The sequence below is a fragment of the Myxococcales bacterium genome, from assembly GCA_016712525.1.
Classification (GTDB): Bacteria; Myxococcota_A; Polyangia; order Polyangiales; family Polyangiaceae; genus JAAFHV01.
Genome location: JADJQX010000008.1, coordinates 1600784 through 1623958, shown reverse-complemented (window position 1 = coordinate 1623958; position 23175 = coordinate 1600784). Strand labels below are relative to the sequence as shown.

17 protein-coding genes and 1 pseudogene are annotated in these 23175 nt (G+C 68.8%); 11 read left to right on the top strand and 7 right to left on the bottom strand.

The features are described 5' to 3' along the window. Positions 1-233: 233 nt before the first annotated feature. Positions 234-1322: a hypothetical protein gene (locus IPK71_36490; GenBank protein ID MBK8219257.1), complete on the top strand. Its 1089-nt coding sequence runs from the start codon at positions 234-236 to the stop codon at positions 1320-1322. Beyond that, positions 1319-2632: a hypothetical protein gene (locus tag IPK71_36485; protein ID MBK8219256.1), complete on the top strand. Its 1314-nt coding sequence runs from the start codon at positions 1319-1321 to the stop codon at positions 2630-2632. Before IPK71_36490 ends, IPK71_36485 begins: the two co-directional genes overlap by 4 nt. Positions 2633-2653: 21 nt before the next feature. Here IPK71_36485 and IPK71_36480 read toward each other — a convergent pair whose 3' ends face one another. Then, positions 2654-4027, bottom strand: coding sequence for a hypothetical protein (locus IPK71_36480; protein MBK8219255.1), 1374 nt, complete (start codon positions 4025-4027; stop codon positions 2654-2656). Positions 4028-4305: 278 nt separating this feature from the next. Between IPK71_36480 and IPK71_36475 the strand changes: the two genes are divergently transcribed. From IPK71_36475 to IPK71_36465, 3 genes are all read left to right on the top strand, one after another. Further along, positions 4306-5565: a hypothetical protein gene (locus IPK71_36475; protein MBK8219254.1), complete on the top strand. Its 1260-nt coding sequence runs from the start codon at positions 4306-4308 to the stop codon at positions 5563-5565. A gap of 169 nt (positions 5566-5734) precedes the next feature. Next, positions 5735-6796 (top strand): cytochrome-c peroxidase, encoded by a 1062-nt coding sequence (locus tag IPK71_36470; protein ID MBK8219253.1) that lies wholly within the window; start codon positions 5735-5737, stop codon positions 6794-6796. Between the two features lie 153 nt (positions 6797-6949). Further along, positions 6950-7732 carry an AraC family transcriptional regulator gene (locus IPK71_36465; protein ID MBK8219252.1) on the top strand — a complete coding sequence of 261 codons (783 nt, stop codon included), beginning with the start codon at positions 6950-6952 and terminating at the stop codon, positions 7730-7732. A 91-nt stretch (positions 7733-7823) separates the two neighbouring features. Here the strand turns inward: IPK71_36465 and IPK71_36460 are convergent, their stop codons facing one another. Both IPK71_36460 and IPK71_36455 read right to left on the bottom strand, forming a co-directional pair. Then, positions 7824-9308: a hypothetical protein gene (locus IPK71_36460; GenBank protein ID MBK8219251.1), complete on the bottom strand. Its 1485-nt coding sequence runs from the start codon at positions 9306-9308 to the stop codon at positions 7824-7826. Then, a complete protein-coding gene (locus tag IPK71_36455; GenBank protein ID MBK8219250.1) occupies positions 9305-10069 on the bottom strand; it encodes a hypothetical protein in 765 nt (254 codons plus the stop codon). The genes IPK71_36460 and IPK71_36455 overlap by 4 nt, the downstream gene beginning before the upstream one ends. Before the next feature lie 771 nt (positions 10070-10840). Here IPK71_36455 and IPK71_36450 point away from each other — a divergent pair. Then, complete coding sequence (locus IPK71_36450; protein MBK8219249.1) at positions 10841-12097, top strand: transposase; 1257 nt, start codon at positions 10841-10843, stop codon at positions 12095-12097. A gap of 423 nt (positions 12098-12520) precedes the next feature. Continuing rightward, positions 12521-12817, top strand: coding sequence for a hypothetical protein (locus IPK71_36445; GenBank protein ID MBK8219248.1), 297 nt, complete (start codon positions 12521-12523; stop codon positions 12815-12817). Positions 12818-12858: 41 nt separating this feature from the next. On the opposite strand, the gene IPK71_36440 is transcribed toward IPK71_36445, so the two are convergent. Beyond that, on the bottom strand, positions 12859-13272 hold the full coding sequence (locus IPK71_36440) for a hypothetical protein (GenBank protein ID MBK8219247.1): 414 nt from the start codon (positions 13270-13272) through the stop codon (positions 12859-12861). On the opposite strand from IPK71_36440, the gene IPK71_36435 reads away from it, so the two are divergent. Both IPK71_36435 and IPK71_36430 read left to right on the top strand, forming a co-directional pair. Beyond that, a complete protein-coding gene (locus IPK71_36435) occupies positions 13273-14127 on the top strand; it encodes a hypothetical protein (GenBank protein MBK8219246.1) in 855 nt (284 codons plus the stop codon). It abuts the gene before it with no gap. Between the two features lie 386 nt (positions 14128-14513). Further along, complete coding sequence (locus tag IPK71_36430; protein ID MBK8219245.1) at positions 14514-14948, top strand: hypothetical protein; 435 nt, start codon at positions 14514-14516, stop codon at positions 14946-14948. Between the two features lie 32 nt (positions 14949-14980). Here the strand turns inward: IPK71_36430 and chrA are convergent, their stop codons facing one another. Both chrA and IPK71_36420 read right to left on the bottom strand, forming a co-directional pair. Further along, entirely contained in the window at positions 14981-16216 is a 1236-nt protein-coding gene (chrA, locus tag IPK71_36425; protein ID MBK8219244.1) for a chromate efflux transporter, read from the bottom strand. After that, the gene (locus IPK71_36420) at positions 16213-16971 is read right to left on the bottom strand and encodes a superoxide dismutase (GenBank protein MBK8219243.1); all 759 of its coding nucleotides are present in this window, start codon (positions 16969-16971) and stop codon (positions 16213-16215) included. Before IPK71_36420 ends, chrA begins: the two co-directional genes overlap by 4 nt. A gap of 386 nt (positions 16972-17357) precedes the next feature. Here IPK71_36420 and IPK71_36415 point away from each other — a divergent pair. Then, positions 17358-18377, top strand: a pseudogene (locus IPK71_36415) (EamA family transporter). 286 nt (positions 18378-18663) lie between these two features. Continuing rightward, a complete protein-coding gene (locus IPK71_36410) occupies positions 18664-18948 on the top strand; it encodes a transposase domain-containing protein (protein MBK8219242.1) in 285 nt (94 codons plus the stop codon). Between the two features lie 331 nt (positions 18949-19279). Here the strand turns inward: IPK71_36410 and IPK71_36405 are convergent, their stop codons facing one another. Then, entirely contained in the window at positions 19280-23074 is a 3795-nt protein-coding gene (locus tag IPK71_36405; GenBank protein MBK8219241.1) for an AAA family ATPase, read from the bottom strand. Positions 23075-23175 lie beyond the last annotated feature (101 nt).

Below are 23175 nucleotides of genomic sequence, written 5' to 3'. Positions count from 1 at the left end.
CATTGCCTTGAAATCATTCACAAATGTCGCGTCGTTTGGTCCCCCCGGGGTGTACCGGTACAGCGCCCCGGTACGGGGCGGTACGGTCCTCGCGGCGAGGGGCCTCGCGTCGCGCCCCGGCCGGGCGAGCGGCGCTCCAACGTGTCTCGCTTGTCGCACCTCCCTCGGGGCGCCACTGTCGCGCCCGCGAGGTTTTTCGGCTGGCCCCAGAGTTGCTACCTCCGCACGGCCCCATGCTCCGCCCCTCGCGCGCCCTCCTTCATCCGCTGTGGCTCTCGGCCCTGGTCGTCTTGGTCGTCAACGACCACGTGGCCAAGGGCGCGGGGCTCCTCCCCGAGCTCGTCACCGGCAAGGCGAGTGATTTCGCCGGTCTCCTCGTCGCGCAGGTGGTGCTCGCGGTGCTCGTGCGCGCGCGCTCGCGTGGCGGCCTCGCGCGTGTGTCGCTCGTCTTGGGCGTGGTGTTCGCCGCCATCAAGACGAGCCCGTGGGCTTCGGCCCTGTACGAGCGTCTCCTCGCCTTCGCCCACGCCACGAACATGGTCGACCCGACCGACCTCGTCGCGCTCCTCGTCCTCCCGGTCGGGTACGTGGTCTTCGGCCGGGCCATGCACGAGCCCGAGGGGCGAGAACCTTCGTCCCGCCGTGTGGCCGAGGCGCTCGCTCTCGTCACGGCCGTGCCCTTCTGCCTCGCGACCAGCGCCCCGAACGTGGTCTGCGCCGACGACGCGGCCGCCGAGAGCGGATGCGTCCAAGGCTTCGATTCGCCCACGTTCGTCTTCAACCCCGGCACCACCCCGGTCACCGTTCGTGTTCGCACCCTGCGCGCGCCGCTGCCCTCGGGCGCCGTCTCGCCGGCGAGCCTCCCCTGCGATCTCTCGCTCGCCGCATTCAACGACCCGTTCCTCGTCACGCTCGCGCCGGGCGAGGCCGCCCCGCTCGGCACGACCGCGTCCCCCGATGGCGTTCACGTCGCCCTCGTCTCGGCCGACGACGATCTCCCTGCGGTGCTCCTCTATGCACGATCACCGGGCGCACAGCGTGTCCCCGGCTCGGGGTGGACCGATGGCTCAGGAGGGGCGGGCGCCTCGGGAGGCTCGGGGGGGCTCTCCGGAGGTATCGGTGTGGTCCGGTATCCGACCGACGGACGCGTGTACCGTGCGGTCGGCGCGACCCTCGTCCCCTTCACGTGCGACCGCGATCGACCCGAGGCCGGGGTCGCGCCCGACGCCGAGGTCCCGCCCGATGCGGGCCTGGACGCCGAGCCCCCGTCCGACGCGGGCCTCGACGCATCCATCGACGCCGACGCGGGAGACGGCTCGTGAGGGCGCTCCTCGTTCCTCTCTTGGCAGCGCTGCTCACGGCGTGCCCCGCCGTGAAGGAGGAAGAGCCCAAGAAGGTCACGACCCCCGAACGCCCACCGGGGCCCTCGACCACGGTGCTCGCCTCGTCCTCGTCCGACGCGACCGGGCGTTTCGCCACCTCCCCCGAGGCCTCCGCCGCGCTCCATACGCTCGCCCTCGTCGAGCTCGCGACCCGTGAAATCAAGGCGATCGACGCGATCCCCGAGCCTCACGCCGCCACGTTCTGGCCGGCCGGCTCGGGCCTCGGTCTCGACGCCCTGTCGGTCATCGTCGGCGGCACGGAGATCTCCACCCTGGTCGCCTACGACCTCGCGGCCTCGCGGGTCGTGTTTCGCCGCGACGTGAGCACGCGCTCCGACGGTCGCCCGCCCGAGGTCTTTCGCACGGCGTCGCGCGTGGTCGTGAAGACGTCCTTCGAGGTGGCCCTCGTCGACGGCGCGACAGGCGCGTGGGCCGGGCGCTTCGCGTCGCCCGCGGAGCGCATCCAGGCCGTCGTCGAGGTGCCACCTTCGGGAAGGCTCGTCGTGGTCACCGCGACGCGGATCCTCGTCCTCGACGGGACCGACGGCTCGGTCGAGTGCGCCCTCGCGCGTCGCGGTCCGACACCTCCCTCGGAGCTCGTAGCTACCTCCGTCGCCGTCGCGAATGGGCGAGCCTTCGTCGGCGTCGCGTCTCCCGGTCTCACGGCGCACCTCACCGTCGTCGAGCCCGCGTCGTGCCGTGTCGAGAGCCTGCTTCAGGGCGGCGTGTTGCCCCGCGCGATCGGAGGCAGCATCGTCGCGCTGGCCGATCGCTACGGCGCGAGCCCCGACGCCGCCCCGCTCCCCGCCGAGGTCCTCGCGAGCCCCGTTCGCTTCCACGTCGCCTTCACCGACCCACGCACGCTCGCTCAGTCCTTCGCCCCCCTCTCCGACGACGTGTTCGATCACGTGGGCAACGAAGGGGGCAAGTCCTCGGTTTTCCTTGGGATTCGCGAGGCGAGCGCCGTCGATGTCCCCGCGCGCACGGTGAAACGTCTCCCCCTCGCACGCCCCACGCGCGCGCTCGGCGTGGGGGGCGACGGCCGCCATGTGTTCGGCGCCTCTCAGGGGTTCGTCGACGTGCTCGACCTCGAGGAAGGCTCCTCCGAGGCCATCCCGTTCTCCAGCCCCGTCCTTCGGGCGCTCACGTTCCCTGGCTTCGACGGGGCGGTGCTCGAGCACGGGGGCCTCACGCTCCTCACGCGCGAGCCGCGCTCCCTCACGAAGCTCGAGGTCCCGAAGCTCCCCTGAGCCCCTCCCGCCGCCCGCCCTTCAGCGCCAGATCCCGGCGGTCACGCCCCAACCGAAGTACTCCCTCGCGATGTCGAGCGAGCCACCCACCTTGAACGGCATCGGCTCGTCGAAGATGCCGAAGACGTCCCACGTGATCGTCCGGAGGTCCATGCCGAGCGTCCCGTGCATACGCGGCGCGCCCGTCCGGAACCGCGTGGGCTCGAGGTACGCCCCCGCGCGAAACTGGAGCCGCATGGGGAAGGGCTCGGCCTCCACGCCGACGCGCGGCGTGAACGACACCTTCTCCCCCGAGCGCTCGACGACACCCGCCAAGAACGACTCGAGCCCCACCGCACGATCGGCCGGGCCCGTCACCGTGAACGACACCGACACGAGCAGCTTCTCGCGGGCCAAACGCGCGTTCCTCTGCCGCGCGAGCCGGTTCACGAGCGTCGAGCGCGCCTCGTCCGGCGACCGCCGCTGCGCCTCGATGTTCTCCCGTGGCTCGCGTGTCGAGTCGAGCCACCGCGCGTTCAACGGGCGCGGCCCGAGCTGGAACGCCACGCCCCACTCGAGCTGCCACGGCATGTCGACGCGGTTCGGCAGGTAGAGGAGCCCGAGCTTCCGGTCACCGCTCGCGTCGATCGCCGCCGTTTCGCCCGGGATGATGCGCCCCGTGACCGGAGCGCGCGCCGAGACCCCGAGGCGGAGCGGCAGCCCGAGCGGCGCGTACATCGCCCCCACCTCCGGCCCCACGCCCGCCATGCCGAGCACCCCGCGCAGGTCGGTGAAGCTCTCGATCCCGATGCGCGACAGGGCCGCGTCCCTCAGGCTGAAGAGCACCCCTCGAATGCCCCCGCCGATCGTGAGCGCGTCGGTCACGTGCCACGCGCCGATGAGCCTCGCTTGGATCATGCGAAAGGCCACGCTCGCCACGTTCTCGGCGCCCGTCGTGCCTCCGAGGTCGTACTGCTGGAGGTCCACCGTGGCGCCGAAGCCGAACGGCCCCTCTTGGACCTGCCCGGCGAGCGTCAGGAAGAAGAAGTTTTCGTACGTGAAGCCTCGCTTCCCGTTGTTGTCGAAGTCGAGCCCCTTCAGCGCACCCGGGAAGGTGAGGCCCGCGCTCACGTCGAATTCGGTCACGCTCGACGAGTGCAGCGCCCGCACGGCCGGGGCTGCCGCGTTGAAGGCGTGCATGTCGATGCCCTCGGCGAGCGGCGCGACGGCCCCCGCGAGCCCCGTCACGCGGTTCGACGCCGTGAGCGGCCCCTGGAAGAGGTCCACCGTGTAGTCGCTCGTCGTGATGGCCGACCCCTGGGGACCGAGCGGGCCTCCGGCCGACGCGACCCGGGAGAAACACCCGAGCGCGGCCACGAGCGCAGCACATGCCCACGACCTCCCTCGGCGGCCCACGAAACGACCGATACCACAGGGGCCCCGAGCCCCCGTCTCCCGACGGAATGTTTCCTTGCGGCCCTCCGCGCCCGGCGCTAGAAGCCTGGTCCTCTCGCGCACGGGTCGATCGTTAACGAACTGACCGTGCCCGGGCCTCTTCCAAAATACTTAGTGGTTTCGGTTGGTTGCAAGTTCTGGTGGGTGAGCACGAGGCTTGCAGTGGCTTTCGGGCTCGTGCGAAGACCGACGGTTTCGGTCGTCTCGTGCGGCGGGTTCAGCAGAGGGAAGTGGGAGCGATGAAGAGAGGAACGAAGTTTGGCGCGTTGGGTCTCGTGGTCGCCCTGTCGGCCGCATCCAGCAACGCGTTCGCCCAGGACACGCAGCCCGCTTCCCCCACGACGCCTCCGGCCGCCTCGGGCGCCGCGCCCACGACCGCCCCCGACGCGCAGCAGCCCCCGGCCGACAACGCGGCCCCTGCTTCGGCCTCGGGAGGCATCTCGCTCGGCACCGGCGCCCCCAAGAAAGACGCCCCCGCCGAGGCCAAGAAGGAGCCCGAGAAGAAGCCGAAGCCGCGCCCGTTCGCCGGCACGCAGGTCTTCTTGATGAACAGCCTGAACACGGCGACGGTCGTCCAAGACCAGAACCAGTACCGAAACCCGACGTTCGAGACGGCGGCGTTCATCCTCCCGCGTTACACCATCAACAAAGACTGGCAGCTCCGCGGCCGTACTACCATCAACTACGAGTGGACGAACTCGGACAGCACGCAGACCCGGAACGAGATCCGCTTCGGCGACACGGGCCTCCAGCTCTTCTACCGTGGCATTCCGGCCTTCGCGGGCATCAAGCCGCAGATCGCCATCGGGCTCACGGCGCCCACCTCGCCCGAGTCGCGCGCCCGCACGATGATCGTGACGCCGGCCCTCACGCTCCAGCTCGCCAAGGCCTTCGAGCACTTCATCACGAAGGACGGCGAGCTCGACATCCTCGCGTTTGGTGCCTACTCGCACCCGTTCTACACGAACACCACGTCGGGCATCCGCGGCGACGCCCCCTACCAGCGCCAGTGCGGCGGCGGGTTCGGTTGCGGTGATCAACTCACCGGCGTCGCGAACGCGTCTGACATTCTCTCTTGGTCGGCGATCATCGCCACCTCGTTCGGGCCCTTCAGCCCGGCGGCGTGGTTCAACATGTCGCACCAGTTCGTCTACACGTTCGACAAGGACACCATCCAGGGCCCGGGCTCGGCCACCTACACGGCCGGTCGCCTGTCCGACCCGTCCACGGTGCGTACCGCCACCTACTTCTCGTTCTGGCTCGACTACGAGGCCACGCACTGGCTCACGGCCGAGGTCGGCTACTTCATGAGCCGCAACATCCTCCGCGCCGACGGCACCTACGGGAACCCCTTCTTCGACCGCAACCAAGACATGCGCGTCTACCTCGGGGCCAACATCAACATCGACAACCTCGCCAAAGCCATCGAAGGCGAGGGCGGTGAGGGCGGCGTCATCCGTGCGAAGAACCGCACGGGCCCCGCGCTCGGCGCGTACTGAGCTCGGCCCTTCGGTCCAAAGCTCGTCTCGGTTGCCCCTCATGGCTCGTCCGTGGGGGGCAACGCGCATTTTTAGCGGTCGATCTCGGCTGTCCGAGCATTGCCTCGGGGGCCCGTATTCAGGTACGAAGCGTTCTATGCGCGCATCGAACCTGGTTCTCGGATTGGGCATGGCTCTCGTTCTCGCCGCGTGCGAGGACAGCAACAAACGCACGGATCCGCCGCCCGCGCCGAAGAGCACCGGCGTCGTCGCTTCGGCCGCCCCCGCGGGCATCACGATCGATCCTGCGCTGCTCACGGCGTTCGCCGGGTACCCCTCGCGCTTCGAGAGCCCGAAGAACCCGATCACGCCCGAGAAGATCGCCCTCGGCAAGATGCTCTACTTCGAGACGCGCCTCTCGAAGAACCAGAAGATCTCGTGCGCCTCGTGCCACGATCTCGCCAAATACGGCACCGACGGCGAGAAGACCTCGCCCGGCCACAAAGGCCAGCGCGGCGGCCGCAACTCGCCGCCCTCGTTCAACGCCGCGGGCCACATCGCCCAATTCTGGGACGGCCGCGCCGCCGACGTCGAAGAGCAGGCGCTGAAGCCCATCACGAACCCCATCGAGATGGCGCTCGCGAACGAGGGCACCATCGTCACCGTCCTCGCCTCGATGCCCGAGTACGCCGAAGCCTTCAAGAAGGCCTTCCCGACCGACAAGGACGCGATCACCACCGCCAACGTCGCCAAGGCGATCGGCGCGTTCGAGCGCACCCTCACGAGCCCCTCCAAGGTCGACGCGTTCATCAAGGGCGACACGAAGGCCCTCACCGAAGAAGAGAAAGCCGGCTTCCAGAAGTTCCTCTCCGTCGGCTGCAACACCTGCCACGGCGGCCCCACCTTCGGCGGCACCGAGTACAAGAAGCTCGGCTTCGCCAAGCCCTACCCCGACGTCAAAGACAACGGCCGCTTCGACGTGACCAAACAAGAGGCCGACAAACACGTCTTCAAGGTGCCGAGCCTCCGCAACGTCGAGAAGACCGGCCCCTACCTCCACGACGGCTCGATCGCCACGCTCCCCGAGGTGGTCAAGCTCATGGGCACCTACCAGCTCGGCAAAGACCTGAACGACGCGGACGTCGCCTCGATCGTCACGTTCCTCAAGGCCCTCACCGGCGAGGCCCCCAAGGTCGACAAGCCCGCGCTCCCCGCGAGCACCCCCAAGACCCCGAAGCCCGCCGAGGGCTGACCCGGACCGAAGCAGGGATGCCCCCACCGTCGGGTGCTCGCCCTCCGGGCTGCGCGCCCGACACCTCCCCCAAATTCGCGGCTCCGCCGCGAAAGGGGGAGGTCCCACGGCCGGCGCGGGGAGGTCTCGCGCGACCCCCCCGTACGAGAGCGCGTGGGCCAAGAAGAGACACGCTACGACCGCACCACCCTCGGCCCGGGCGCCATCGCCTGGGTCTACGAGTATCGGAACCGCGCACCCAAGACCAAGTCGGGGCTCGCGACGGGTCTCGAGCTCGGCCTGCAGCTCCGTGGCGCGTGGGAGCAGTCGGGGAGCCGCGCGGGCCGTCGCCTCTACGAGCCCGGGAGCCTCCACGTCATCAGCCCCGCCGAGTCGTACGATCTCGCCTTTCGCGCGCCGGACCCGCAGAGCGGGCTCCAGGTCGGCTTCATCGTCTACCCGGACGAGGTCGCGCTCGTCGGTGAGGACGAGGACGTCGCGTTCGTAAGGGCTCCGGCTCCCACCCCCGCGCTCGTCGCGCTCTGCCGAGCCTTCGCGGCCTCCGAGGCTCGCCCCGAAGAGGCGCGTGCCGAGGTGCTCCGCTTCGTGACCGCCAACGTGACGGTCTCGCCGGTGTGTCCGCTCGTCCGGGCGAAACGAACGATCGACAAGACCTTCGCGAGCGCTCTCTACGTGAAGCACTTGGCCGAGGTGGCCGGCCTCTCCTCCGGGGTGAGCTTCTCTCGCAAGTTCGCGAAACGGTTCGGTATTACGCCCGTCGCGTACCGCCGCGCGCTCCGCCTCAACGAGGCGGCTCGGCTCACGTGGGCGAGGCCCGACCTCTCGGTCGCCGCGATCGCGGAGCTCGTCGGGTTCGACGACGAGCCCCACTTCCATCGCGCGTTCCGCGCGTTCCACGGGACCACCCCCGCGGCGTACGGGCGCCGAGCCCGCTAGCAGCCCGTGGGGTTCTCTGCGCGCTCCTCGGCTCGTGTCTCGGCGACCGGCGCGGACGTCGAAGGGCTCGTGCCGAACGCTCGACCGGCTGTCACCCCCCTGCGGACGGCGTACCTTCGATCCGTACCCCGCGGAAGCGCTTCGCGAGCTTCTTCCGTTCGTTGGCGGGGAGATCCAGGGAGACTTGGCAGTCTTCGGGCACCGACGCGATCCAGTCGAAGGCCGTGAACGGGTTGTCCCCGAGGAAGACGCGCTCGAGCGCCGGCAGACGAGACGCGTCGAACGATCGCAGGCCCGTGCCCTCGGCGTAGAGGGTCGTGAGCGACGTCGACTCGAGCCTCGGGTGCGCGGCGAGCGGGACTCCGGTGGCGACGAGGACGGACAGCCTCGTCATAGGGGCGAGGTCGAGCGTCGCCCCGTCGCGGAGCGGGCACGGCGGGAGGTCGAGTCGGAAGAGGTCCTGCGGGTTGACCAGGCGGGGCAGCGCGAAGGGGCCCCGCCCTCGCAGCTCGAGGGCCACGCGCCGCCCGGCGGGCAACACGAGCTCGGCGGGGAACGGCCCGTCGAGGGTGATCTGCTTTGCGGCGCATCCGGTGAAATCGCCCGCGAGCGGCGCGTCTCCGCGCGCACGGAGCAAGAGGCTCTCGAGGCCGGGGAACGCCCGCAAGAAGTCGAGCTCCTCGATGGTGTCGGCCTCGATCTCGAGGTGGGTGATCCGCTCGAACGTCCGGCGCGCCACGTCGTCGAGGGCGTCGGCCACCGCGATGCCGACGTCCAGACGCAGCGCGAGGCTCGTGAGGCGTGGTCGACGATCGAGCTCGCCCACGTGGAGCTCCTTCGGGACCCGCCGGACGACGAGTGCGAAGGTCTCGTCGTCGACGTCGGGCAGGCTTCCGCGCGCCGTCCCCGGCGGAAACGCGAGGACCTCCGCGTCTTCGAAGACGGGCTCCTCGGACGTGACCTCGTCCGCGGGAGGCGACGCGACGACCGCCTCGCCGCGCAAAGGCTCGGACCCCGAGGCTCGGAGCTCGGGCGCGAGGTGGGCCGTGACCGCTTCGGCCCTCCGCAGCGCGCGGAGGAGGTAGGCCCCGAGGTCGGGCGCGACCTCGGGGAGGCCGTGGGACACCTCGTGGACCGTCGGCGCGTCGGCACCCCCGATCACCCCGAGCACGAGCTCCGGCTGGGGGACGTCGACGATCACGACGCGCGTCTCGGCATCGGGATCCGGGCGATGGGGACCGAGCCCCGACCCGATCGCGACGAGGCGATCGGTCGAGACGACCTCGTGCTGGATGACGTGGTCGCCGGAGATGTCGAGGTCGGCGAGGTAGTCGTCGCCCTCGAAGTCGGCGAACGGGAAGGCTCGCACCGTGAACCCGTCGCAGATCGCGAGGAGGTGCCGGAGGTCGTCGGGGAACGGCAGGCCTCGGGCCCGCTCCGCTGCGCGGATACGCGCTTCGTCGGCGGGTGGGCCGAACGTCGCTGCGACGAGCCACGGCGAGCCTCGAAGGCGCTCCGCGAGCGCGCGGAAGCCCGCGACGGCGAGCGTGATGCGGTGCCGGCTCGTCGCGCTCACGAGGGCCTCCTCGGGGCCTTGGGGCCCATGTGTGCCGTGAAGGTCGCGGCGACCTCACCGTTCGTCAGCGCGCGCGCCGCGAGGTCGATCTCCGCGAGCGTCTCCCAGTAGGAGCGCGGCGCGTCGACGCGTGTGCCTCGGCTCGGGTAGTCGAGGAGGAACGCGGCTCGGCTCGGGTACTGCCCGTGGTACTTGAGCAAGAGCTCGAGGTAGTCACCGAAGCGGAGCACCCGCGAGTCGCCGCTGTTCGAGTAGTCCTCGAGCAACACGACCGGAGGATCTCCCGAGCCCGGAGAGAGGACCCACGCCGCCTTCTGCACGTCGCTGAAGAGATCGAAAGGGCGGAGCGAGCGCGCGTGCGAGGCGAGCCTGGAAGGTACCCCGTCGAGCGTGGGCCCCTCCTCCGCGTCGCTCATCCAGGAAAAGTGCAGGATCTCGGTCCAGTCCGTGTCGAGGACCTTCTCCAGCGGCCAGAGGACGATCGCCCCACCTTGGCTCGCGAGGCCGCGCTCGTTCCAGTCGGGGGTGGAGGCGTCGGGATCCGCCTCGGGCCCCGGGACACCTGCCACGCTCCAGCGCACGCACACGCCGTTCGTCTCGGCGTAGAAGTCCCGAATCGCCGGCGCCAAGGGCGCCCCGAAGGCCGAGTCGGCGCGAAGGAGCGTCTCGGGGGGCGCGGGTGGGCCCAGGTAGGCCTCGTCCAAGACCACCCTCGGGTCGTGGCGAAGTCGTTCGATCATCGCTTGGAAGCGGTCGCGCATCGTCGGAAACCTCACTTTCGAGGCCCTAGGTTAGTCCAGCGCGTGCGGTCCAGGAACTGGACGAAATGGATCGGCGTGACCGCCTCACCTCGGGCACTGCTCTCCCACCTGTGGGCGCGCCGCGCACGAAGGGCGACGAAAACGGCCATGATTTCGACGAAATACCTGGTCCGTCGAGGGGCGTCCCGTAGGCTTCCGTGGACCTTCGGCGCGAACGTGACGTCGAGCCGCTTCGCCGTGGCGCGCTCGCGCAGCAGGTCCAGGTCGAGCCACTCCCCCGCGTGCAGCGCGCCGAAGGGCGACGAGCTCGCCCCCCGAGCGTCACGCCGCTCCCCCCGGGACGCAGAATCCGAGCAGAACCCCCAACCCGTTGATCTTACGAAGAAAAGAGCACCCTCCTTCCATCCGTACGGAGGCCTGTGTCCTGGGTGAGAAGCGCGCGGTCGCCGAGTACGTCGAGTGTGGTGCGGCCCTGACCGATCGCGAGGTAGCGGTCTTCACCGGTGATGGCCCTCCGCCAACGCACCCGCGCGACGCCATTGTCGGACTCGAGCACCACCAGCCACGCGTCGGTGATCGTGGTGGCCTCGACGCGAAACCCGGGATAATCGAGGCACAGGACGAGCGGCCTGACTCGCTTACGCTCCCACCGCGCCTGATGGTTAGGTGTCCGGGACACACGAGAAGACGTCCGGGACAGGGCGCGGCGAGCGCAAGCCCGCGAGATTCCAAGGGAGGACGCGTGGGCCTTGGGCTTGCTGAGCGGCCGACGTGGCTTCTCGGGTCTACGAGCGTCGAAGACCGGAGAGGAGCACGCTCTACCATGTGGTGCAGGAGAACTTGAACACGCTGTATGGCGCGGTGGAGGACGGGGCACTCGCGATCGCGTTGCCCAAGTTCGTGAAGAAGGAGCTCGAGGGATATCTGGAGTGCGGCCTTCTATGCCATGGGTTCGCACGGCTCACGTGCGGGAGCTGCGACGAGACGCGGCTCGTGGCATTCAGCTGCAAGGGACGAGGCTTCTGCCCGTCGTGCCTTGGTCGGAAGATGAGCGCCACCGCGGCGCATCTCATCGAGGACGTGCTGCCACCCGTGGATCTGCGGCAGTGGGTGCTCACGGTGCCGTTTGCGTGGCGAAAGCGCCTTGGGTACGACGGCCGGCTGATGTCGGCGCTGACGCGGATCTTCGTGAAGACCGTGCTCGGCTTCTACCGCGAACGAGGTGGTGGACCTCCACGCGGACAGAGCGGAGCGGTGGTCGCGGTTCAGCGCACGTCTTCCGATCTGAAGCTGAACCCGCACGTGCACGCGGTATTCCTCGACGGCGCGTATCGGGACAAGGGCGACGAGCTCGACTTCCGTGCCGCTCGGCACCTGTCGACGCGGGACGTGGGGGCGGTGCTGGAGCGCACGCGCGACCGGATGGTGAAGTGGCTTCGTCGTCGGGGCCTTCTCGTCGAGGACAGCGATTCCGAGGATGAGGGCGACGGGAGGGCCGTGCTCGCGGCGTCGGCGGTCTCGGGCACTACGCCGCCTGCCGGTCCGGAGTGGCGCCGAGGCGCGCTGCTCTTCGAGTGCCGACCCATGGTGTTCGAGCGCCCGCTGTGTGTCGCGCTCGATGGTTTCACCCTCCACGCGGCGACGCGGGCCGGTGGGCGCGACGAAGCTGGCCGGGAGGCACTGCTGAAGTACGTGTTGCGCCCCGCGGTCGCGCAGGAACGCGTGACCCGAGGGCCTGACGGCCTCGTCCGGATCACGCTGAAGAAGCCTTTTTCGGACGGCACGGTGGCGGTGGACATGGATCCACTCTCGCTGCTCAGCCGTCTCGCGGCGTCGGTACCCGCGCCGCGCTTGCACACCGTTCGGTATGCGGGGGTGCTCGCGTCGGCGAGTAAGGTTCGGGCTCGTCTGGCGCCGAAGCCGGCGGTTACTCAATACCCACGGTGGACGTGCCCGAGAGACCGCGCCGAGGCGGCTATCGTCCGTGGGCGGAGCTTCTTAAACGGACCTTTGGGTTCGACGTTTTGACCTGCCCGTGCTGCAGCGGAAGGATGAAGCTGCTCGCGCTCGTCACCGATCCGACCAGCGTCGCTCGGTACCTGCGGGGCATTGGCGAGCCCACCGACGTGCCGAAGCGCACGCCCGCTCGAGGGCCTCCGTACTGGGCAAGTCGAGTCCTCCGTCGAGGTGCCGGTAGCGTCGAGGCAGCCGAGTAGAACGGGCGCAAGGGGCGCCCGAAGGCCGCGCTGCGCCGGCATGGCGCTTGGTGGGGTTCGGCAACCTCCGTGCCAGGGCCGAGACCGCCTCGGCGCGGCCGCCGCGACCCCGGAAGGTCGCGAAACGCCATCCCCGCGAGCCCAGCCGACACCCCTGAAAAGTGCCTTGATTTACTTACGCTCCGCGCTCTCTCGAGGCGAGAGGCAGCGTGTCGCACTGTTCTCGGTCCTCGCCTTGGAGCGGCCCGTCGTCGTTCTCGACGAGCCCTTTGCCCCATTCGATCCGCTGGCGCTGCGATCCGTGCTGGAGGCGGTTCGTCTCGTTGCGGCCCATGGCTCGGCGGTCGTCGCGACCGTGCACGATCTCGCCGTCGCTGAACGAGTAGCCCAGCGCGTGCTCTTCCTTTCCGGCGGACGAGCCCTCGGCGAGGGCGCCCTCGGCGCGTTCCTTCGGGACGATGACCAGCGCACCCGCTCCCTCGAGGAGGCGTTCGTGGCGCTTCTCTCGTCGACCAGCGGAGAAGCACGTTGAAACGCGAGCTCGAAATCGCGCTTCGTGCGCGTTCGACCTGGCTAGTCGTCGGACTGGCCGCGCTGCTCGTCGGACATGGCTTCCTGCTCGCGCTCGACCTCTACTCCCAGGTTTCCCGGACAGCGCTCGCCTCGCACCTCCAGGCGAAGGAGGTCGATCCCCTGGTCGGGGTCGTGCGGCCCACGCTCGGCGGGCTCCATCTGGCCATCGCGCTCTTGGTGCCGCTCGTGGCCGCGAGGCCCTTGTCGATCGAGAAGGAGCGCGGAACGTTCGGCGCATTGTGCTTGTCCGTCGGCTCGATCGAACGAGTGGTCCTGCGGAAGTGGTTCGCCTCCTTCGCTGCGGCGAGCCTGGTTCTTCTCGCTCCGCTCGTGATGCTCTGCGCCTTTCGGATCGTCGGCGGACACGTCGATCCGATCGAGGTCGGTGTCGCGGTTCTCGGTGAAGTGCTCCATTTGGTGCTCGTCGTCGCCATTTCGAATGCCGCGGCGGCCTGGACGCGTACCCAGACGCAAGCCGTAGGTGCCAGCGTCGCGTGCTCCGTTTCGGCTTGGGCGCTGGATGCCTCGGACGGCTTCGCAGCTCTCGCGTGGGTCGGCGGAGCGGCCTCTTGGTCGATTGAACGCCACGTTCTCGCGTTCTCGAGGGGAGTGCTTCCACTCGGGCATGCCGGCTGGTTGCTCGGGGCCATAGCCTGCGCGGTCGGCGTCGGTATCGCCGGGGCTCGCTTCGACCTCCCGACATGGCGGCGCTTCGGCGTGTCCCTCGTCGTCCTCTTCGTCGGCGCGGTGACCTTGCCTCGCATCTCCGACCACTCCCGGGGGTACGATTGGAGCGAGGAGCGACGGTCATCTTTGCCTCCGGATGTCGTGAGGCGACTCCGCGCTCTCGACGGGCCCGTCGCGCTCGAGATCGAGATGGATCTGGACGACTCGAGAAGGCGTCAACTGGAGGCCGACGTCCTCGCGAAGCTTCGCCTGGCTCGACCGGACCTGGAGGTTCACTTTCCACTCGACGAGCGCGCGGCTTCCGGCCCGGCTGGCCGGGAGGATAGGTACGGGACGATTCGAGTGTCGGTGGCCGGAACCACCCGCGAGACGCGCTCCACGAGTCGTAAGGAGCTCGTCACGTTGCTGTTCGATGCGGCCAGACAGCCGCAACCCGACTACTCGACTCCGCTCTACCCTGGCTACCCGCTCGTCGTCGAGGGCCGAGCTCGCACCGCCACGCTCTTACTCGCGTACGGGATATTGCCGTGCGCCATCGTTCTGTCGGGGATTTGGATCACGCGCAGGAGGCACCGTCGATGAAAATCGTGTTCGGAATATCACTGACCCTCGCGTCAGCTCTGTTCTGTGGCGGCTGCGAGCGCTCCACGTCTCCGCTCCAGCCACCTCCAGCTCCGTCCGTCGTGCCCGTGGGCGCTTCCGCTGCACGTATCGAAGGGCCGGAGTCATCGAGCCGGGCGAGCGATGCCGGGCCGCCTTCGGAAGGGACAACGTTCGATGCCGACCGCGCGGGCGGCCCGTCGTCCGACTTCGAGGCGGTGGTCGGAGATTGGGCGGTCGGGGAGCAGGCCGGCGCGCGCGGGTTCTTCGTAGACGGGAGTCGTTGGCGCGACGGGGTACCGTCGGCGACACTCTCGGAGCAGGCCAAGCGGCTCTATGGAGATCGGTACGCCGAATTCCTCGACGGAGTGAAGACCTTCGCTTTCTTCCCGCTCGCCCTCTGGAAGGGCCTGCCGATCGACGGCGACGTTCGCGTCTCGGTGCGCTTTTTCCCGTTGGGCGGCACGATCGATCAAGCGGCCGGGATCGCGCTCGGCGTGGGGGCGGACGGAAGCTACTCCGTCGCGCGGGCGAATGCGCTGGAGGACAACCTGCTGTGGGCAAAGGTCGTGCGAGGCCGGCGCACGATCCTCGACACGGTTCGCGACGTCCCCACGCCCAGCAAGGTGTGGCACGAGCTGTCGATCGTCTCGCGTGGCACGTCGGTCGAGGTGTCCGTGGATGGAATCGTACGTTTGAAGAAGAGCCTCGACGCGCCGCTTCGCGGTCGCCTCGGTCTTTGGTCGAAAGCCGACTCTCGCGTGCTCTTCGACGACTTCAAGGTCGAGCGACTCGGAAGGTAGCTGCGCGACCGAAGAAGATGGAGGCGAGCGGCTCAGCTCGCCTTGAAGTGGGACAGGGCCATTCCCAGCGCCGCTGCGAGCGCGATGACCGCGGGCTCGGGGACCTTCTTGACGCGGACCACCAAGGCCAGGGTGGCGAGTGCGATGAGCACGGTGGGGACGTCCACCAGCGCTCGCCGCGCGAGCACGAAGACCGAGCCGGCGACGGCCCCCACCGCGCCCGAGGTAACGCCTTGTACGAAGGCCTTCACGCGAGGGCTGGCGACGAGACGACGATAGTGAGGCGCCGCCAACACCACGACCAGAAAGCAAGGCACGAACACGCCGATCGCCGCGAGCGTGGCTCCCGCGAGCCCCGCGACCAGATAACCGATGAAGCCGACCGTGATGACCACCGGTCCGGGCGTCAACATGGCGACGGCGACCGCGTCCATGAATTGCCGCTCGCTCAGCCATCCGGCCTCGTCCACGACTCCTCCGTGCAGGAACGGAACAATCGCGAGCCCGCTTCCGAAGACGAAGAGGCCGGCCGTGGAAAAGTAGGTCAGGACCTTCAAGAGGGTCGTTCCCCCAGCGGCCCCATGCAGCCCCGAGACCAACAAGGCGGGAACGGGGAGCAACGTGGAGGGAGGTGTCGTGCCTTCTCGCGCTCGTCCTCGTGCTCTCTCCCGTTCGCGTAGCGTGAGGACGAGCAACCCTCCGGCGACCACGAGCAACATCGACTCTTTCGCGAACACTGCCGTGCTCAGCGCGTTCACGCTCATCACGCCCCAAAGGAGGCGATCTCGCTTGAGGGTCTTGTCGGCGAGCGCCGCCGTGCTGCGCGCCATCAGCCCGATCACCGAGGCCCCGACTCCGTAGAACGCGCCCTGCATCCAGGACAGACCTCCGAATCGTACGTAGAGCGCAGCCAGCGCGACCACCATCACGAACGACGGCGCGATGAACGCGACGCTCGTCGCAGCGGCGCCTGCTACGCCGGCGCGCACCCAGCCCAGATAGATGGCGAGCTGAGCGGCGAGCGGCCCCGGTGCCAACTGCGACAACGCGAGGCCCTCTTCGTAGTCGCGCTCGCGAATCCACCGCCGTTGCACGACGAGGTCCGCGTGCATCCTTCCGACGAGCGCCGCGGGGCCGCCGAAGCCGGTGGCACCCAAACGCAGGAAGTAGAGCGTCAGGTCTCGCGTCGAACAACCTTCGGCGGGGCCGTCCGTGGCCTCGGGCGACGCGCCCACCGAGGCCGCGGACCGACCAGGGGGAAGGGTCATCGGATTTCGCCGCGTATCGCCGCCGCGGCGTATCGCGCCCGGGTCAGGCGCTCGGCAACCACGTCCCAGCGGAGGTTGGCGAAAAACGCGTCGACGTACCGCGCCGCGCCCGCTCCGTAGTCCATCTGGTAGGCGTGCTCGTACATGTCGAGGACCAGCAACGGCGCGCCGAAGGCGAGGTTCTGAGTGTGGTTGCCGCTCCATACAACGACGAGCGCGTCGCGATGAAGGTCGAGAGACAGGGTGACCCACCCGCTTCCGCCGCCGAGGGAGAGCGCCGCAGAGCGGAAGGATTCTTCCCAGACTGCCCGTGAACCGAAGGCTGTCACGAGCGCGCCGTCGACCGCTGCACTCGTCGCGCCGTCTCCTCCCAGATTGGCGAAATAGAGCTCGTGCATGGTCGTCGAGCCACGGAACGAGAGCGCGCGTTCGTGGAGAGCCCCCACCACGAAGGGGGGGGCGTCTCTCGGCGCGCGCGCGATTTCCTCTTCGACCCGGTTGAGGTTCTTCACCGCGCCCGCGTAGTTGTTGTCGTGATGGGAGACCAAGAGGCGCTCGGAGAGTCCACGGAGCTTGGTGGGGTCGAAGGGGAGCGGCTCGACGACGTGCGGTCGGGGGGCAGACAGCGGCCGCGGGGCCGATGTCTTGGCAGTAGCGGACGGCGGTAGCCCGGCAGGCTGAGCAGGCTGAGCAGGCTGGGCAGGCTGAGCAGATCGCGCGGGCTCGGCCTCGGCGCGACAAGAGGTCAGCAACATGGCGCCGCTGGCGGCGATCGCGGTGAGCGCTGCGCGGCGGTCGAGGTCGTGGCTAGTGGACATGGGCAAAAATTCCTTTCGACGCCCGCGCGTTCGTCGGCCGGCGCTTGCGTCGCGACTCGCGCCCGTTGGGCCAGGTGATAGGGATATAGCAGCTGCTAGCGGGACTTTCCTCATCATGTAGCAGCTGTTTGAAAACTCCCAAGCTGTCGGCGGTTTCTCGAGTAGCAGAGACTGCCAACCGGTCGCCGACGGCGCCCTCCAGGCCGGCGCGACGCCTATCGTGCGCCCGATCCGTCACAAAAGCGGTAGGTTTGCCTTCACGTCATGCCTCGGCTCCCCGAATCGGTTCCGTCACCGTGAGCGCCGCGCGAACGGGCACCGCGCTCGCGCTCCTCGCCGCCGTCGCGTTCGGCGCGACCGCTCCGATGTTGTCTCGATTGGGCGCCGGAAGCTCGCCGTTCACGGTCGCCACCCTTCTTTACGCCGGGGCCGCAGCCTTCGCGGGAGCGGCGTCGCTGCTCTCGCCGCAGCACGGAAAGGAAGCGCCGCTTCGGCGAGCTCAGCTCCCGCGGGTGTTCCTCGTCGCTGTCCTCGGCGCGGGTGTCGCGCCGGTCGCGCTCGCTTGGGGTATCGTCCGCACGGGCGCGACCACGGGCACGCTGCTGCTGAACTTGGAGGCCGTGTTCACGGTGCTGCTCGCGCGGTTCGTCTACCGCGAGCCAGTAGGACGGCGCGTCGCCTGGGCCCTGGCGGCAATGCTCGTCGGTGGGATGAGCTTGACGGTCGGAACGTTCGGCGAGGCAGGCGTAGATGCGCGTGGGGTCATTGCCGTCGGATTGGCAACGCTTGCGTGGGCAGCCGACAGCACGCTCACCCGGGCTCTCGCCGACACGAGACCGCTCTCCGTCGTCGGAGGGAAGGCCACGATGGGCGCGTGTGTCACCGCGCTGGTCGCCGCGTGGACGCGCGCGCGATGGCCGACCATCGGAGCGAGCCTCGGGCTCATCGGTTGCGGCGCGCTCGGCTACGGAGCGAGCCTGGTCCTCTACCTTCGGGCGCAACGCTTGATGGGAGCCGGTCGTACCGGCTCGATTTTCGCGGTCGCTCCGTTCATCGGCGCGGCGCTGGCGAGCGTCGTCGCTCGCACCCTTCCAACGCCGTTCATGGTGCTCGGCGCCGGACTCTTCGGATTGGGCGTCTACCTGCACGCGACCGAGCGCCACGCGCACCGGCATCGACACGCGCCGCTCACGCACGAGCACGCCCACGTGCACGACGACGGGCACCACGAGCACGTGCACGAGGGAACGGTGACGGGCGAGCACAGCCACGTGCATTCCCATGTCGCGCTCGAGCACGAGCACGACCACGCGCCCGACCTGCATCACGAGCATGACCACTGAGCGACGGCTCGCAGGCCGGTAGCGTCGAGGCAGCCGAGTAGAACGTGCGCAAGGGGCGCCCGAAGGCCGCGCTGCGCCGGCATGGCGCTTGGTGGGGTTCGGCAACCTCCGTGCCAGGACCGAGACCGCCTCGGCGCGGCCGCCGCGACCCCGGAAGGTCGCGAAACGCCATCCCCGCGAGCCCAGCCGACACCCCTGAAAAGTGCCTTGATTTACTTACGCTCTGGTGAGGGGAAGGGTTGCCGAGCTCCTCGGGGCGGGATACCGTCGCTGCAAGAGATAGTTCTTGCGTGCCGGCCGGAGCGAGCAGCGTCACGCTCGACGGGCCTTCGCTCGCGATGCTCGTGGACGGCGTCGACCTTCGCTCGGTCCGCCGCCTCGATGCCTGGGAGCCGAAGAAGCGCAGGGAGCCACGGAATCTTCCGAAGCGGACCGCCTCTACTCGCTCGTCGCTTCGTGCGAGGCCAATGGCAAGAACCCCGTCGCGTACCTGACCGACGTGCTGTTGCGCATCGGCCGACCGCGCCAGAAGGTCGACGACCTGCTTCCCGACCGCTGGAAACCGTCGTAGCTCGCAGGCGCATCGTCAAGCATGCCGCACGGGGCCCTGTCGAGCGGCACGCGCGCGCCCATTCCTCAACGGTTACCCCGAGATCGAGCTTGGCACCCTCGGCGAGCGCGTAGGGCCCGGGGTCGAGGGTCTCCTCCCAGCAGGCTGCGAGCAGCTCGTCGACCTGGCCGCCGCTCTTGGCGAGCTTGCGGTCCGCGAGGACGCGCTCCTCCCGCACCTTCATGGCGCGGACGCGGCCCTGGAGCCCCGAAGGGCACGTGATGACGTCTGCCATGCGCTGCCTCCACGGGGGCAAAGCAGCCCGGGAGGCGCGTCGGGGACAGCGCGCGCGTCAGAGGTCGAAAACGTCGCGAATCTGATCGTCCAGTGCCTTGGAGTCGATGCCACCGTTGGGGAGATCCTCGCTCACCACGAGGCGGCCGTTCGGTCCGCCGTCGGGACCGGGCAGTACACCGCGCTCCTCGTACCACTTCCGCTTGCGCTCCCAGCGATCGCGATACTCCGGCACAGTGAGCATGCCGAGGTGCTCCCAGATGATCTTCAGGCCGGACGCGGCGTCGTCGATCGTGAAGTCCGGCAGCCGGTGGTCGCCGTCGGCGGCGACGAACGGCTGCTCGTACTGGTAGTCGATGCCGCGCTCGTGGAGCTTGTCCGCGAGAATGACCTCGGACTTCGAGCGCACCCGATCGCCACGCGCCGTGCGGTGGATCAGGCGCTCTTCGAGGAACCGCTTCTCCACCTCGATGAGATTCGGGTCCGCAAACAGGTTCGTGCAGCGTCGAGCCGTCTCAGACTCGCTTGCGTCAGCGAACTTCAGCAGGTCCCGCGCTTCGCCTTGATGCAGCAGGATGATCTTGTCCTTCTGCCGAGTAAGCGCGGTGTACAGCAGCTCGCGGGAGAGCACGCGGCACGGGTTCGGGAGGATCACGAACGTCAGGCCGAACTCGCTGCCCTGCGTCTTGTGGACGGTAAGCGCGTAGGCGAGTTCCAGCGGCGGAACCTTCTCGTCACCGAACTCACTCGGGAAGTACTTGATGCCGATCCCCTGGTGCGTGACGAACTCGACGACCAGGTTCTTCGGAATGAACTGTTTGCCGTAGCTCTTGTAGTCGCCCGTTAGGATGCCGACGTCGCCGTTCGCGACATACGGGTTCTCCTCTGGCTTCGGCCAGCAGTAGCGCCGAGCGCCGTTGACGATGCTGATCACCTTGTCGCCGTAGAGGAGCCCCTGCGGCCCCATCGGCGGCGGGATCTTGCGCCTGAAGAACTCAGCGTCCGCCCACTCACGCGTGCGGCTGCGGAACACCTCTTGGATCATGCGATTCACGCGATCGACGCCCGGAAGTCCTGCGCGGACGGGTGACAGCACCTGCCAGGTCTCGGCCTTCGCGGCGGCTCCGACGCGGTCGCCGGTGCCCGCGCTGAAGTACGTGACGTTGTTCTTCTCGTAGAGCGTTGCGCCGAGGGTCTGCTCGAACCCGTTCTGGTCGTCACGCGACGCGAGCTTCAGCTCCTCGACCAGCGTTGCGAGCAGGCGCTCCTCGAGCTCCGTGGTCGTGTCCCAGCGCACGAGGCGCAGCGAGGTCGTCGAGAGGTTGTTCGCGCGGTCCCAGATCTCGTCTGCCCCTGGGTCAAGCGGGCGTCCGCTGAACCAGTGCGCGAGAGTGACGTCATCGCGGCGTTCGCTGCCTTGCTGGCGACGCGAGACGGTCAACTCGGCGTAGCTCGGCGCAACCTTAGGGAAGCGGCCTTCCAAGTCATCGGGCGTGAGGTGCGAGACCAGGTCCACGAAGGGGCGCCCACTCCCGATGGGCGGGAGCTGCCGAGGGTCTCCCACGAGGATGAGGCGTTCGACGCCCGCGAGTGCATCCACGACAGCCGCGAGCTGCTCCTCGGTGAGCATCGAACACTCGTCGACGATCACCGTCTTGTGCTGGTTGTGGCGCGCCGCCTCCGGGTTCATGAAGTAGCGGCCTGTCGCGCCATCGTAGCGACGGAGCTTCATCAGGAACTGCGCCACGGTCTTCGCGCCCGCCACGCGAGTCTGGGCTTCGAGGCGAACGCGGGCCTTGCCGGTAGGCGCGAGGAGCAGGAGCCCGCCGGCGCTGACCTCGGGCATCTCGCAGAGCGCACGAAGCAGCGTCGTCTTTCCCGTACCGGCAGGACCGAGCAGTACGCTGAGGCGCGCCGAGAAAAGCTCCTCCAGCGCGGCGGTCTTCTCCGCTCGCGCTCGCTTCTCGTCCTTGTCGACGGCACCTTGGAAGTCCTTGAACTGCGCGTCGATCAGCTTCGCCCAATCGGCCTTGCTGACGTGACGCTTCGCCTTCCGCCGCTTCTCGACCTCCTTGCGGATGAGGTCTCGGCCACTCACGAAGCGATCGAGCTGGAACGCTGGCTCCTTGTTCACGACGAGCGTCGTGACGAAGGGCTCGAAGTCGAGCTCGTTCGCCGCGAGCACGTCGGCACTCAGGGGGAGTTCGGGCTTCACGCCACGCGCGCGAACGTTCTTGATGACCTGGTGGCGGAAGGCAAGCGTATGCCCTTCCAACGCCGCCTGCTCCAGGGCGTCGACGACGAAGCCGCGCACGCGACGGTCATCGAGCGCGCCTTTCAGCGCGCTCGGCTCGGGCAGCGGATGCTTCTCCGCAACAACGGGATCGGGAAACATGCCGCGATCGATCTCGGTGAGGGAGATCGGTTCTCTCGCCGTGCGGTCAAGCTCGTACAGCAAATACGGGTTCGCGAGCAGCTCCGCGTCAGTGGTTGCGACGCCGACGTTCTCGCGCTCCGTCTCTTGGTAGAAGCGCGTCGCCTGCTCGGCGGAGATGGCGAAGCGGCTCAGCAGCTTGAGCAGCGCTTTCCGCTCGGCGGGCAGCTTCGTGTACAGCTTCTTGATGTCCGCGCCGATGAAGGGCGCGAGACCGGGGCTGAGCTTGCGCGGGTCCTTCAGCGCCGCCTCGAACTCCAGCCACGGGTCTTCGTTCCACCTGTCGGCGCGTGCCTGGGTGGCGGCGATGTCCTGCGCGATCAGCGTGCCGTTCTGAACGCCGAGCGCGGAGAGCGCGGAGCCCATGCCGGGGCACGGGCCGCGCATTTTCCAGAGCCGGTTCAGTTGGCGATCGACCCAAGAGATGCACTGGTCCCACGGACCCGCGACAACGTCGCCCAGACGGTGCAGCACCGCCGAGCACGAGAGCAGTGCGGCGATGGCCGCGTCGTGCGTCACGTGCTCCGTGACGTAGGAGAAGTCCTCGCGGTCCTGGTCGGCCACGAAGGCGACGTGCTCGCTGGGGTCGATGCTCGGGTCGTTCTGCGCGAGGTCGAGGATCTCCCGGTACGGCAGAACGAAGCCGTTCTGGAAGTCGGGGCGAATGGAGTGGAGGATGTTTCGCTCGAACGTCACTGAGCGCAGCTTGGTCTTGTCCGTGCTCTTGTACTCGACGGGATCGCCGAGGGCCGTGACGAGGCCGACGCCGACGATCACGCGTCGCCCGTCCTCCGGGGCGAGTGGCGTGCGCTTCGCGTAGAAGAAACACAGGGACTGCTCGGGCTCGACAGCGCTGAAGAACGTGTCGGTGACGGCAAGCTGGTTGTGCTTGTCGTTGAGCCAGCCGCCGTCCTTGTCCCCACCGTCCTCGCCCTTGCCCTTGTTGAAATCGAGGATGGGCTCTCGCTCACGCTCGAACCCAATCTGCAGCTTTTCGGCGATACCTGGCGCACCATCGGGCCCCTCGACTTCGTCGCGACGCAGCCACTTGAAGGGAATCGCCGCCGCCGAGTAAGCGGGCATCGGATACGGGGTCGGAAGCAGGTGCCCATGCGTCCCCTTGCTCGCGGACGTGTACGGGTGGCGAATCTCGCGAGTGAGGGCGAACGGAGCCATGAACGTCGCGCGCTCCTCCACACACGGCGGCCACTCGGCCTGCGTGAGCTGGTCGAGGCGCTTCCCCGCGCACGCAGACTCCTTCGTGTCGTCGCGCTTCTCGCCGATATTCTTGAGGACGAGGCACGCCGTGTTCTCGACCGGCTTACGGCAGGCAGAACCCGTCCAGCCGTTGTCGTGCCACGGCACGCGGATGGAGACGTGCTGAAGGGCCAACTGGCGCGCCCCTGCAGAGAGCTTCATCGGCGCCCCCACGGCGCGACACTCGAACAAGGCGCGCGTGTCCCAGGTGCCGCGCGCACGTCGGGCCGGTCGGAGGAGCCGTGAAGGTGTGGGTGTGAGGC